Genomic DNA, 13,175 nt, shown 5'->3' with positions numbered 1-13,175 from the left:
AGGTCAGGCGTCGACCTCGGGACGGCCCTCGGCGGCCCACAGGGTGTGGAACGAGCCCGGCTTGTCCACCCGGTGGTAGGTGTGCGCGCCGAAGAAGTCGCGCTGGCCCTGGATCAGCGCGGCCGGCAGGCGCTCGGCACGCAGGCTGTCGTAGTAGGCCAGCGCCGACGAGAAGCCCGGCGCCGGAATGCCCTGCTGGGCGGCGGTCACCACGACCCGGCGCCACGCGTCCTGGGCGCCGGCCACCGCGTCCTGGAAGTACTGGTCCACGAGCAGCGTCGGCAGGGCCGGGTTCTTGTCGTACGCCTGCTTGATGAAGTCCAGGAACTTGGCGCGGATGATGCAGCCGGCCCGCCAGATCTTCGCCATCGCGCCCGGGTCGATGTCCCAGCCGTACTCCTTGCTGGCGGCCTGGATCTGCTGGAATCCCTGGGCGTACGCCACGATCTTGGAAGCGAACAGCGCCTGCTCGACATCCGCCACCAGATCGCCGGCGTGCGCCCCCGCGGACGCCGCCGGGCCGGGCAGGCCCGCGCCGACCGCCGCCTCACGCTCGGTCACACCGCCCGAGATGGCCCGGGCGAACACCGACTCGGCGATGCCGGAGACCGGAACACCCAGATCGAGGGCCGCCTGTACGGTCCACCGGCCGGTGCCCTTCTGCTCGGCGCGGTCCAGCACGACGTCCACGAACGGCTTGCCCGTCGCGGCGTCCACCTGCTTGAGCACCTCGGCGGTGATCTCGATCAGGTACGAGCCGAGCCGGCCTTCGTTCCACTGCTCGAACACTGCGGCGATCTGCTCGGGGGAGTGGCCGCCCACCTGGCGCAGCAGGTCGTACGCCTCGGCGATGAGCTGCATGTCGGCGTACTCGATACCGTTGTGCACCATCTTCACGAAGTGACCGGCGCCGTCCGGGCCGACGTGGACACAGCACGGCTCGCCGTCCACCTTCGCGGCGATGTCCTCCAGCAGCGGGCCGAGAGCCTCGTACGACTCCTTCGGGCCACCCGGCATGATGCTCGGGCCGTGCAGCGCGCCCTCCTCGCCACCGGAGACGCCCGCGCCCACGAAGTGCAGACCCTTCGCCTTCAGCGCCGCCTCCCGCCGGCGGGTGTCCGCGTAGTGCGCGTTACCCGCGTCGATCAGCATGTCGCCCTCCTCCAGCAGCGGGGCGAACTCGTCGATCACGGCGTCGGTGGCCGGGCCGGCCTTCACCATGATGACCACCCGGCGGGGGCGCTCCAGGCTGGCCACGAACTGCTCGGCGGTCTCCGCGGGCAGGAACGTGCCCTCATGACCGAACTCCTCGACGAGCTCCTTGGTGCGGCCGTAGGACCGGTTGTGCAACGCCACGGTGTGGCCGTGCCGGGCGAAGTTGCGAGCCAGGTTGCGGCCCATCACCGCCAGGCCGGTGACTCCGATCTGCGCCTTCTGCGACATCGTGCTACGTCCTTCCTCGTTACCCGCCCGTTACGGGCCCCGCGGACATTCTTACGGGATCGGGGGCCGGGAGGTTCGATCACGTCCACGTGGTGAACATCCTCAGGTGGGCGGTGTCCCGACCGATCGCATGGCCGTGACCCGCAATCCCGGCATGGTGGCCTTCCTCGCCGTCTCGGCCGCCTGCACCGCGGCCATGCCGGTGGTGTCCGCCGACGGCCGGCACCTGCTCTTCGTCGTGGTCGCGATCATCAACCTGGCCGCCGTCACCACCCTCCTGCGAAGAGTCCCGCGCGCCGAACGGCTGCCGTTCGCCCACCTCGCCCTCGGCACCGCATGGATGCTGGTCAACGCGGTGCTCGCGTACGGCGACGGCTGGTTCATCATCGCCGGCGACGTCGTCCTCGCCGTCAGCAACGTGCACCTGCTCGCCGCCGCCGTCACGCTGGTGCTCCGGCGCGGCCGCGACGACGTCGGCGGCCTCATCGACGCCGCCGTCATCGCCATCGTCGTCGCCGCCCTCACCTGGACGCTGCTGCTCCAGCCACATCTGAGCCGGGCCGGGGTGTCCCTGCCGCTCCAGGTGAACCTGCTCGCCAGCATCCTGCTGCTCTCCGGCGTCCTCGGCACCCTCGTGCGGCTGCTGCGCAGTGCCCGTTCGGGGCCCGTACCCCTGCTGCTGTTCACCGGCGCGGTCGCCGTCAACCTGATCGGCTACGTCGCGGTGATCATCCGTACCGGTTCGGTGACCGCCCAGACCACGGCGATGCTGGACGTGGTGTTCATGGTCGCCTCCTGCCTGCTCAGTGCGGCCGCCCTGCACCCCGGCGCCCCGCTGCTCGCCCGCCCCGGGCCGGTCCCGCGCGACCACGTGTTCGGCGTCCGGGCCGTCGTGCTCACCGTCGCCGTCACCGTGGTGCCCACCGTCTCCGGCGTCCGCGAGATCCTCGGCATCCAGGGCGACGCCGCCCTCCTCACCGTCGGCAACCTGCTGATCGTCGCGCTCGTCGCCTTCCGGGTCGCCCGCCTCGGCCGGCAGCGCGAGACCGCCGAACACCGGCTCCGCCACCAGGCCACCCACGACCTGCTCACCGGCCTGCCCAACCGCACCGAACTCTGGAACCGCCTGGACGCCGCCCTGACCCGCGAACAGCGCACCGGCGAGCCGTCGGTGGTCCTGCTCTTCTGCGACCTCAACGGCTTCAAACAGGTCAACGACCGCCTCGGCCACCTCGCCGGCGACCAGCTGCTCACCGAGGTCGCCGCCCGCCTGCGCACGCCGGAGGCCCTGGTCGCCCGCTACGGCGGCGACGAGTTCGTCCTCCTCGCCCAGGACCCCGCCCAGACGGCGGCCGCCGCCCGGCTCACCGCCCACGTCCGCGCCGCCCTGTCCCGCCCCATCACGGTCCTCGGCGAGCAGGTCACCGTGGGCGCCAGCATCGGATCCGTCCTCTCCGACACCCGCCGGGACGCCGACGACCTGATCCGCCTCGCCGACCAGGCCATGTACGACGACAAATCCCTGCGCCGCACCGCCTGACGCGGTTCCTCAACGCTCCGCCGACGGCGCTGATCCGAGCGCAGCCAACTTCTCGTCGATCGCGGCCACCGTCTTATCCCGCTCGTAGGATCTACTCTCCGCTACGGTGCGGGCGGCCAGATAGAGGGTGCGGGCGACGTCGGTCCGGCCGGCGCCCACCGCCATGTCAGCGAGCTCGATCAGCTCGTCCAATCCCATGGAGTCGATCCTGTGCTGCTGTACGACATCGACAGCGCGGTCGATGACCGGCTGCGGGTTGTCGGCGAGCTTGGCCTTACCGAGCAGCGCCCGCATGGCATAACCTGTCCTCTTCTCGCGCAACGCGGTGCGCTCGAGCTCGTCGTACAGATTCGAAGCCTCCTCGGCTTCGCCCATCTTCTGCGCCAGCCGAGCCACGGTCGCAAGGTCATAGAACTGATCGGCGGAATCAAGTTCGGGTTTCACGCGTGCGACGCTCAACTGACGCCGTGCGAGCCGATAGGCCTCCGCGAACTCGTCGTTTTTCTCCAATACCCGGATGGCGTTGCTCATCGCTCCGAGCGTGCGCTCGTCCTCGTCGCCGACAGTCGCGCTGTAGCCGTCCACCACCTCCCGGAGAACCGGCATCGCCCTCTTCTCGACGGTGGTCTCCAGGAGCGCCTCACCGTAGTCGGCAAGGACCTCCAGTGTTCGCTCTTCCTTGTCGCCGAAGAGGAGCCGGTTGATGTCGACGAGTACCTCGAACAGGGGAAACGACAGGCGGGATGTCGGCGACGTGTCGAATAGGTCATCCTGATATCGCAGCTTGTCGGCCAATATCCGCATGTCTTCCAGGCTCGCCGCGAATCGCATGCCGAGCCCTGCGATGAATGCCTGCAGGGCGCGTTCGCCCATGGTTGCGGCGGCGTCGTTCTCACCTCGCCCGCGCAGGATTTCGGTAATCATGATCAATCGAGAACAGGCTCCATCGAGGTTCGAGGTGGCCTGGAGGTAGGCGAGTTCCGCCCGATGCAACCCGAGGGTCTCATCGGCTTTCCCCTGTTTCTGCAGAGCGCTGATCAATGTCAGGCGAGCACGCCGCACCTGTCTATCCGTCAGGTCGCCGGCGGCGCTGGAAGTGAGGACCTCCCTGGCCGCTTCGATCGCGCCGTCGACATCGCCGTGCGCCAGTCGTGCCGACGCGAGGTTCGCCGCATACTTCGCCGTTTCGCCGGATCCCATCGGCGCGGCGGTCTTCTCGAGTTCCAGGGCGCGAGCGAACTGCTCCACGGCCGATGCGTAGTCCTTGAGCCCGTTCAGCGCCGTTCCGTAGAGATTCAGTGCCGCTCTGCTCTCGACTGCTGCTTCCCCGTGCGCCCGGTGACACCTGGCCACGGCTTCCTGGGCGGCATCCCGGCACTCCGCCCATCGTTTTGCGGCGTGATGGCATCGTGCCACCGCAACCAGGGAGTGCAGAGTGTCCGGCTCGTGCGGCCCGAGATCCTTCTCCCGCCACTGGAGGATGTTCCGGTGCAGGTCGAGCGCGGCCTCGATGTGGCCGTCCGTGCGCAGCTTCTCGGCAGCCTCGAAGATCACAGCGTTGCGTGCGGCTGCGCGGACATCCCCCTTCGACTCCGGGACCGGTCGTGGTGGAACGTTCGCCGCCGGGCCGGTGAGCGCCGCCCGGTCCCAGGCCGCCGCCCACTCGCGGAGGACCGCCGGGTCGGTCTCGCCGCACGCGCGGACCAGGGCGAGGAGGATCGGCTTCTTCGGCGGGCGGCCACGGAGAACGTCGGAGACGGTGCTGCGGGGAAGTGCGGCTGCCCGGTCGCCCTCGCGCACCCGCTGCTTGCCCCAGGCCTCCAGCGCCCGGGTCGACGGCTTGCCTGCCCGGATGTGCCGCCGGCTCATGCATGCCGTCAGATCCGCCCAGCTCACGACGGCTTTCGGGTCGTCGAGGGGCTCGCTGTCCGAGAGTGGCACGGCTGTGGCTCCCCGCGTCCGAGATTGACCGAAGACGTCCGAGGCTAGCGAAGACGGTCCACCCCGGACAATCCCCGTCCGGGATCGGCCGAACCGTGACGGCCGGGTCCGGCCGGGTCCGGGTGATCTCGTTGCCGGACACGCTGCGTGACTGGCTTGCTGGTTACGGCGCCATCAGACGCCGACCCCCCGACACGTCAGGAGTGACGTCGTGCTCGACCTCCCGATCGACTGGCAGGACCTCGCCGAGTGGGCCCGCTGCGCCTCGACCCTCGTCCGTGCCGCACTCATCGTCTGGCCGCCGTCGCAGGTGCCAGCCGTTCCGTCCACCGACCCCCGCGACAGCCGGCCGCTGTCGCCGGGTACTACCGGCCCGCGAAAGAGCCAGGCGTTGCCGGCCCGTGCCGCCGGGCTCAGGAGGCGTCGCAAGCGCCGTCGCTCCCGGTGACCGGAGCGGGGGTGGCCTCGAGGTGGCGGCCTCAGGTCACCCCGGCGGCCCGGGATCCGGCCTACCGTTGCGGTGGATCGGTGCATTCTGCCGCGAGGGATAATCGGTGCGTGACGGAGCTACTGGACATTCGGCGCATCTACCTGGAGCCGGCGGCGGCCGAGCTGCCGCGCGGGCGGCAGGTCCTCGCCCGGTGGCCGGAGGCGACGATCGTCGAGGTGGAGAGCCACCAGAGGATTCCGGAGCTGTACGGGGACGAGACGAACGTCCGCCGGTGGGTGCGGATCAAACGGGAGGCGCTCGTCCTCGGGGTGAAGAAGACGCTGACGGCGCGGCCGAACGGGCGGTCAGCGGACTTCATCGCGCCGTCGACGGCGAACGGGTGCGCGATGGCGTGCGCCTACTGCTACGTCCCGCGGCACAAGGGGTACAGCAACCCGGTCACCGTCTTCGCGAACATCGAGCGGATCACGGCGTACCTGCGCAGGCATGCGGGCCGTCAGGGCCGCAAACCGGAACCGAACGAATGCGACCCGGTGGACTGGGTTTATGACATCGGGGAGAACTCGGACTGTTCGGTGGACGCCCGGCTCAGCGACAACGTCCACGATCTGGTGACCCTCTTCCGGGATCTGCCGAACGCGAAAGCCAGTTTCGCCACCAAACACGTCAACCGGGAACTGCTCGCCTGGGATCCGCGCGGACGGACCCGGATCCGGTTCTCGCTGATGCCGCCGGCCGACGCGAAAGTGCTCGACATCCGTACCAGCGGAATCGACGAGCGGATCGCCGCCATCGACGATTTCGTGGCCGCCGGTTACGAGGTGCACGTCAATTTCAGCCCGGTGGTGGTGCGCGACGGCTGGCTCGACGATTGGCGCGACCTGCTGGACCGTCTCGACGCCGGTGTCGGCCCGGCGGCGAGACGCCAGCTCGCCGCCGAGATCATCTTCCTCACCCACAACCGGGGCCTGCACGAGGTCAACCTGGGGTGGCATCCCCGTGCCGAGGATCTGATCTGGCGTCCCGACCTGCAACAGGCCAAACGCTCCCAGAACGGCGACCTGAACGTCCGTTACCGCACCGGCGCCAAGGGCGCCTACGTCCACGCTCTCACCACCCTGATCGCCGAGCGAACCCCCTACCTGCGCGTCCGCTACGCCTTCTGACGGGGTGGAGGCCGGCGGGGATCTCTGCGAGGGTGGGGTGGTGACTGATCCATATCGCGTCTTCGATGCGGCGGCGGGGGAGTACGAGAGCGTCGGCGTGGAGTTCTTCGCGCCGATGGGGCGGGCGCTGGCCGACACCGCCGGGATCAGCCCGGGGGACCGGGTGCTCGACGTGGGGTGTGGGCGTGGGGCGGTGCTGTTCCCGGCCGCCGACGCCGCCGGGCCGGGCGGGCGGGTGACCGGGATCGACATGGCGCCGGCGATGGTCGCGCTGACCCGGGCGGCGGCGGCCGGGCGGCCGGAGATCACCGTGCTGGCCGGGGACGGGCAGGCGCCGGACTTCCCGGACGAGACGTTCGACGTGGTCACGGCCGGGATGCTGCTGTTCTTCCTGCCGGATCCGCTGGGCGCGCTCCGGGCGTACCGCCGGTTGCTCGTGCCGGGTGGCCGTCTCGCCTTCAGCACCTTCGCCGCCTTCGATCCGCTCTATCGCGAAACGATGCGGGTGATCGCCGCGCATGCCGTCGATCCGCCGCCGCAGCCGCCGCTGTCGGTGACGTTCCAGGATCCGGGGCGGTTGCGGGAGGCGGTCGAGGAGGCCGGTTTCACCGGCACGAGGATCGACGACATCACGGTACGCAGTACGTTCCGCGACCGGGAGCACGTCCTGGCCTGGGTGGGCTCGCATGCCGGCCGGGCCGTCCTGAGCCGGGTCCCGCCGCAACGGCAGGCCGATCTGCGCCGGGCGCTGACCACGGTCCTGCCGGAGCGGCCGGAGTTCGTGACGACCGCCCACCTGGTCCTGGCGGCCCGCCCGGCGTGAGCCGGACGGACCGCCCGAAGACCGGGCCGGTTCAGGTGAAGCGGGCGGCGATCCAATCCGCGACCAGGTCGGCGGATTCGATGACGGCGCTGTCGTGGGTGCCGCCTTCGATGGTCTCGAACTGGACCGGGATGTCGTAGTCCGCCTCCAGTTGCGGGACGAGCAGGTCGGCGGAGAGGAAGTACGGCACCGCCTCGTCGGCGGTGCCGTGCACGATCAGCACCGGGGCGCTCGGCGACGTCCGGCCGGGGTTGATGTACGTCCGGAACCGGTTGGTGACCGAGGCCGGCACCACACCGCCGTTGACCAGTTGCTTGGCGGTCAGTGGCTGGTACGCGGCGAGGATCTCGTAGAGGCAGCCGGTCTGCAGCACCCCGACCTTCGCCTCGGCGGGCGCGGCGAGCACCGAGAACGGGTGGAACGAGTTGTCCACGGCGGCGATCCCGTACAGCGCCATGACCAGATAGCCCTGCGCCGCGGTGCCGGGGATCTCCGGTGCGAGCAGGTCGGCGTTGGAGAGCGGGGCGATGCTGGCGGTGCCGCGCAGGACCAGGCTGCCGTCGTAGGCGGGGGCGATCTGGCTGGCCCACAGCGCCGCCGAGCCGCCCTGCGAGTGGCCGTCGACGGCGTACTGGGTGGAGAGCGCGGCGTCGAGCTGGCGGGCGGCCCGGACGTTGTCGATCAGGGAGCGGGCGGCGCTGGCGCCGACCAGGTACGGGTGTGGTTGTGGCGTGCCGAGCCCGGGATAGTCCGGCGCGGCGACCGTCCAGCCGCGGCTGAGCAGCTCGGCGACGGCGATCCGGGCCTCCTCCCAGAAGACCGCCTGGTTGGTCGACGGCGCGCAGATGTCGGCCAGGCCGGTGGTGCCGTGTCCCCACGCCACGACGCGGTTCGTCTTGCCGGTCTTCGGGGTGAGCACCAGACCGGTCGCGGTGATCGGAGCGCCGTTGATGTCGGTGGTGAGGTAGTGGATCCGTTTCCCGTCGGCGATCGCGGACAGGGTCGGCGGCAGGCTCGCGGTCGTCGAGCTCAGCACGTGACCCGGCACGGTCGCGAACGCCGGTCCGGCGGGCGCGACGGTGACCCCGCACACGGCGATCAGCGCGGCGAGGATGAGGCGGGAGATCATTTTCATGGCACCACGTTTCCCCTGCGAATTCCGATGTGGATGATCGGTGGATGCCATAGCCTAATTCCGATCTTCCCGTGACGGATCTATTCTCACGGGCAGTCGTGCGTACCCTTTCAGAGGATTCAGAAAATCTATTTAATCAGCGGTTCATTATTGCGATCAGACACCGCTGGGGTACGTCTCCGGCTCGTGCGCGTCCACCCGGAGAGTGTGCAGCGGCCGCAGCGCCCGCGTCTCGTCGATCCACAGAAACGCGTCGTACCGGTCGCCCAGAATCGTGGGCACGTAGTTGCCCCAGCGCTCCCGCTCGGGCCGGTACACCACACCGATCGCCCGGTGCGGCAGCGCCTCGGTCAGCAGATCCGGCCGCGGATCCGACGTCGGGAAGACGAAGAGCGCCTGCTCCGGGGCGTTGTGGTGGAGGATCTCCTCCAGCGAGCCGGGCCGGGCCTCGGGCACCCCCATCGCCTCCATCGGCTCACCCCAGCCCGCGCCGGCCACCACCGTCCCGCGAAAGGTGCCGAACCCGACCAGCACCACCCGGTCCTCGCCGAACCGCTCCCGGGCCAGTTCCCCGATGGTGACCTCGCCGTGCAGCCGCTGGTCGGTGAACCGGCTGTCGCCGACGTGCGTGTTGTGCGCCCAGACCACCGCCCGTGACGACGGCCCGTACCGGGTCAGCAGCCGGTCCAGGGTCTGATCCATGTGCCGGTCGCGCACGTTCCACGCGTCCGGGCCACCGCGCACCATGCTCCGGTAGTAGCCCTCGGCGCCCGCCACCACCTCCGCGTTCTGCCACACCCCGAAATCGGTGTCACGGACCGCGGCGAGCATCCGCACCACCTTGTCCTCGCAGGACGCCCGGACGAACTGGGTGGCCCAGCCGTACGCGTTCGGGTCCTCGTTGAAGGGCTCGAAGCATTTGTACGCGTCCAGCGCCGCCGGAACCATCTCCGGATCGTGTTCGCGCAGCCAGGTGAGGATCTCCCGCATCGACTCCCACAGCGAGTACACGTCGAGCCCGTGGAAACCCACCCGGTCGTCCGGCGGCCGGGTCTCGTTGAGCGCGCGCAGCCAGCGGGTGAAGTCGACCGTCTCCTCGTTCGCCCACATCCACGTCGGCCATCGGTCGTAGCGGATCAGCGCCTCCCGCGGATCGGCCACCGCGCCGCGGACGGCGGCGTCGACCCGCCGGCAGTCCGGCCAGTCGCCCTCCACCGCGACGAAGGCGAACCCGCGTTCGGCGATCAGGCGTTTCGTCAGCTCGGCGCGCCAGTGGTAGAACTCGTGCGTCCCGTGAGTGGCCTCGCCGATCATGACGACCCGCGCCTGCGCCGCCCGATCGAGGAGGATCTCCAGATCCCCCGGATCGCGCAGCGGCCGGGCGATCGACGCCACCTCGTCCCCGTACCGGATCATCACCGCCGCTTACCCGGGCGGGGTCGCCGCATACGTCCGACCTTGGCCGTCCGGGCCGATGCCACTATCCGCCGATGCCGCTCCGAGCCCGGGACGGATGCCAGGGGCGGTCGGCGTCGGTGGCCGCGGCGCCGGGGGAGACCCGTACCCCATAGGTGGGTCTCTCCTGATCCTCGACCGGGCCGAGATAGACGTGACCGGTCAGATGGCACCACGCGGGCAGATCGAGCGGCGCCGCCGGGTCGGTGGCGATCAGGTGGATCTCGGTGCCCGGCGACAGTGTGGTGGTGAGTTTCCGCAGCTCGATCAGGAGCAGCACACACCGGCGGTCGCCGCCGTCGAGAACCACGGGAGACGTCATCCGACGATCATCCCAAAGGGCGCGCGGCCAGTATGCACGTGTCGTCGTCCGGGTTGGCACGCTGCAGCCGGGCCAGCAGCTCGGCGAGCGGCTGCTGCGGCGCCGTCCGGACCGCGTCGTCGACCGTCGCGATCACCTCGGCCAGACCGGCGTCCAGGCTGCGCCGCCGCTGCTCGACCAGCCCGTCGGTGTAGAGCAGCAGCACGTCGCCGGGCCCGAACCCGGTGACCTGCTCGCCGTACCGGGCGTCCGGGACCACCCCCAGCATCGGCCCGCACGGGCGGGCCAGCGGCACGGTCCGGCCGTCCCGGTTCAGCAGGGGCGGCGGATGCCCGGCCTGCGCCCACACCAGCTCGTGGCGGGCCGGATCGAACCGGGCGACAACCGCGGTCGCCGCCAGCTCCGGGGTGTCCGCGCCCAGCTCACAGGTCAGCCGGTTCAGGTGCGCCAGCAGCGTGCCCGGATCGCTGGTGATCACCGACAGGGCTCGCAGCGCGTGCCGCAGCTGCGCCATCGTGGTCGCCGCGTGCGTGCCGTGCCCGGCCACGTCACCGACGGCGAGCAGCACCGACCCGTCCTGCAGCGCCACCGCGTGGAACCAGTCCCCGCCGACCATCGCCTCCTGCGCGGCCGGCAGATAGCGCAGCGCCACCCGCAGCCCCGGCAGATCGATCGGTTCGGCCGGGATCGGCAGGATGATCCGCTGAAGGCGCCGGGCCAGGTCGTGCTCGGCCGCCAGGGTCCGTTCCACCTCGGCCAGCCGATCCGCGCCGGCCTGCTGCTCGGTGACGTCCTGCACCACCCCGTAGATGCGCAGCGGCCGGCCGGCCGCGTCCCGCACCGCGTCGGCGACCGTGCGCAGATGCTTGACCCGGTCGCCGATCTTGACGCGGGTGACGATGTCCACCCGCTCGGCCCGCTGGAACGCCTCGAGCGCGGCCGCCCGCAGGGGCTGGTCCTCCGGCAGCGCCAGCAGATCCGTCTCGTCCTGCCCGAGCGGCCCCAGCGCCGGATCGCGCTCGTAGATCCGGTACACCTGCGGCGACCAGTAGATCCTCCCGGTGGCCAGGTCCAGCTCCCCCCAGCCGAGGTTGCCGAGCTGCTCCATGCCGTCCAGCCGGTCCGCCTCCCGCGTCGCCTCCGCCAGCCGCGCCCAGCTGATCAGCAGCCCCGGGCCCAGCCGCCGCACCTGGATCGAGAAGTCCGAGTCACGGGCCCGCACCGGCCCGAGATCGGCGGGCTCACCGGTGTCCAGCACCCGCTGGTAGACCTTCCACCGCTCCTCGGCGATCACCTCCGGATAGTGCCGGCTCACCCGCGAGCCGATCAGCTGCGTGCCACGCCGCCCGTCCGGGGTCACCGCCTCCGGACTGGCCGCCGCCCACACCAGATCGATCAACCGCCCGTCCGCGTCCCGTTCCCCGGTCAGATAGCCGGTCATGCCCGGCAGCGCGTCAAGGACCCCCTGTACGGTCGCCAGCCACGGCGTGAACCGCCGGCCCGCCGGCTCGGCCATCGTCAACGCCGGCGCCGGGCTCACCACCGCCGGATTCACCATCGCCGCCGCCACCAGCTGCGGAACCGTCTCCGGCGCCGGCCGGTCGGTGACCGCCTCGGCACTGTCCAGCAGCCGGATCACCCGGCGCGCCGCCTCGGCCACGTCACAGCGCTGCTCGGCCGCCATCCGCAGCAGATGCCGGTGCGCCTCCGCCATCCGGCACCGGGCCCGCCCGGCGAGCAGGCCCACCGCCCGATCCACCGCGATCCGCCCGCTGTCCACGTCACCGCCCACCGCCGTCGCGTCCACGCCGCGACGCAGGACACCTCCGGTTGGCGCGTATGCCTGACCTGTCACCGTCGTCCTCCCGCCGCGCTTCGGGTTCCTGCTTACGCCAGCGCCCCGCGCCCTGACATCCCCCGATCATCCGGGCGGGTGCCCCCGGGGCCGGGCACGTCGCACAGGTCCCCCGGACGGGTGTCCGCTGTTCGGCCACGGCCTCCGCACGTCCGGCGGCGTGCCGTGATCCGGTCGGTCCCATCAGGATTGGGGGTACGCGACACCGCGGCGCCGTGGCGCTCCTGGCCGGGCGGCCGCACGGTCCCCGCCGCCGGTCCGGACGCGGCGGCCGGTCCGCCCGAACGGTCCCGTGGGCAGGCGAGGCGCACCGAAATCCGTAACCGTTCGGCGAACCGGGCCCGTCCCGCCGGGCACCGTCGCCCGCCGTCCCGCCGTCCGTACGAGGGCCTCCTGCCGGGCCCGGACCCGGCGGGTTCGTCGAGGTGCCGCGGGCGGGGCGGGCGCGGGGGAGATCGGTGCGGCGGTACGCTTCCTGCCATGCCGATCCGGACCGTGCCGACCGCCGGATCGTGCTGAGATGAGACGCGGCGAGATCTGGACCATCGGCGACCGGGCCGACCTGCGTTACCGTGTCCTGGTGCTGTCCGGCGACAGCTACAACGAACGCAACAACGCCGCCCCGTTCTGCGCCCCGATCGTCCGCCAGCGCGGCGTGACCGAGCTGCCGCCGTACGCGGTCGCCCTCACCGAGCAGGACCCGATCACCGGCGTCGTCGTCATCAACCGGATGCGCCGCCTCCCCGCCTCCACCGGCGCCGAGCGCATCGGCATGGTCACCGGCGCCAGCATGGCCCGCCTGAGCGAGGCGATCCGCGAGCTCTTCGAGCTCTGACCAACCCCGCTCCGGATCCGGGCCGGTTCCAGGGATTGTCCGCGCAGCCGCGGATCTTGCCCGGCTGGTCGTCACAGCTGACCCTGCTGGCCAATTGCTCGCCCGCCGGTTGTCGATCTTGTGAGGTCGTGGTGAATCGGTTCGCCCGAGACTCACCAGATCTCGCGCGTCAGGAGTGGAAGCGGGTCCGTCGTGGGCGGGCGGGTTTT

At 71.1% G+C, this 13,175-nt stretch carries 11 protein-coding genes; 5 read left to right on the top strand and 6 right to left on the bottom strand.

What is annotated here, in order from left to right; all coding sequences use genetic code 11:
- Nucleotides 1–3: 3 nt before the first annotated feature.
- A complete protein-coding gene (gnd, locus tag Aut01nite_RS01895; protein ID WP_043532380.1) occupies nt 4–1,443 on the bottom strand; it encodes an NADP-dependent phosphogluconate dehydrogenase in 1,440 nt (479 codons plus the stop codon).
- A 106-nt stretch (nt 1,444–1,549) separates the two neighbouring features.
- Between gnd and Aut01nite_RS01890 the strand changes: the two genes are divergently transcribed.
- Nucleotides 1,550–2,983, top strand: a complete 1,434-nt coding sequence (locus tag Aut01nite_RS01890) for a GGDEF domain-containing protein (protein ID WP_043532382.1) — start codon at nt 1,550–1,552, stop codon at nt 2,981–2,983.
- A 9-nt stretch (nt 2,984–2,992) separates the two neighbouring features.
- On the opposite strand, the gene Aut01nite_RS01885 is transcribed toward Aut01nite_RS01890, so the two are convergent.
- Nucleotides 2,993–4,924 (bottom strand): tetratricopeptide repeat protein, encoded by a 1,932-nt coding sequence (locus tag Aut01nite_RS01885; protein WP_043532384.1) that lies wholly within the window; start codon nt 4,922–4,924, stop codon nt 2,993–2,995.
- A 211-nt stretch (nt 4,925–5,135) separates the two neighbouring features.
- Here Aut01nite_RS01885 and Aut01nite_RS01880 point away from each other — a divergent pair, with 211 nt between their 5' ends.
- The 3 genes from Aut01nite_RS01880 (at nt 5,136) to Aut01nite_RS01870 (ending at nt 7,364) form a co-directional block, all read left to right on the top strand.
- The gene (locus tag Aut01nite_RS01880; RefSeq protein ID WP_152629093.1) at nt 5,136–5,372 is read left to right on the top strand and encodes a hypothetical protein; all 237 of its coding nucleotides are present in this window, start codon (nt 5,136–5,138) and stop codon (nt 5,370–5,372) included.
- A 110-nt stretch (nt 5,373–5,482) separates the two neighbouring features.
- On the top strand, nt 5,483–6,541 hold the full coding sequence (locus Aut01nite_RS01875; protein ID WP_043532386.1) for a spore photoproduct lyase family protein: 1,059 nt from the start codon (nt 5,483–5,485) through the stop codon (nt 6,539–6,541).
- A gap of 40 nt (nt 6,542–6,581) precedes the next feature.
- Nucleotides 6,582–7,364 carry a class I SAM-dependent methyltransferase gene (locus Aut01nite_RS01870; RefSeq protein ID WP_236643138.1) on the top strand — a complete coding sequence of 261 codons (783 nt, stop codon included), beginning with the start codon at nt 6,582–6,584 and terminating at the stop codon, nt 7,362–7,364.
- A gap of 31 nt (nt 7,365–7,395) precedes the next feature.
- Here the strand turns inward: Aut01nite_RS01870 and Aut01nite_RS01865 are convergent, their stop codons facing one another.
- The 4 genes from Aut01nite_RS01865 to Aut01nite_RS01850 all read right to left on the bottom strand — a co-directional run bounded on the left by Aut01nite_RS01865 (nt 7,396) and on the right by Aut01nite_RS01850 (nt 12,083).
- Nucleotides 7,396–8,499, bottom strand: coding sequence for an alpha/beta fold hydrolase (locus Aut01nite_RS01865; RefSeq protein ID WP_043532388.1), 1,104 nt, complete (start codon nt 8,497–8,499; stop codon nt 7,396–7,398).
- 156 nt (nt 8,500–8,655) lie between these two features.
- On the bottom strand, nt 8,656–9,915 hold the full coding sequence (locus Aut01nite_RS01860; RefSeq protein WP_043532390.1) for an erythromycin esterase family protein: 1,260 nt from the start codon (nt 9,913–9,915) through the stop codon (nt 8,656–8,658).
- A 64-nt stretch (nt 9,916–9,979) separates the two neighbouring features.
- Nucleotides 9,980–10,276: a sulfurtransferase TusA family protein gene (locus tag Aut01nite_RS01855; RefSeq protein WP_043532392.1), complete on the bottom strand. Its 297-nt coding sequence runs from the start codon at nt 10,274–10,276 to the stop codon at nt 9,980–9,982.
- Between the two features lie 7 nt (nt 10,277–10,283).
- Nucleotides 10,284–12,083, bottom strand: a complete 1,800-nt coding sequence (locus Aut01nite_RS01850) for a SpoIIE family protein phosphatase (RefSeq protein WP_236643139.1) — start codon at nt 12,081–12,083, stop codon at nt 10,284–10,286.
- Nucleotides 12,084–12,651: 568 nt separating this feature from the next.
- Here Aut01nite_RS01850 and Aut01nite_RS01845 point away from each other — a divergent pair.
- Nucleotides 12,652–12,966, top strand: a complete 315-nt coding sequence (locus tag Aut01nite_RS01845; protein WP_043532394.1) for a type II toxin-antitoxin system PemK/MazF family toxin — start codon at nt 12,652–12,654, stop codon at nt 12,964–12,966.
- The last annotated feature ends 209 nt before the right edge of the window (nt 12,967–13,175 follow it).

It is taken from the genome of Actinoplanes utahensis (genome assembly GCF_016862455.1).
Lineage (GTDB): Bacteria > Actinomycetota > Actinomycetes > Mycobacteriales > Micromonosporaceae > Actinoplanes > Actinoplanes utahensis.
The sequence above is the reverse complement of the archived record's forward strand: the minus strand, read 5'-3'. Positions and strand labels throughout refer to the sequence as shown.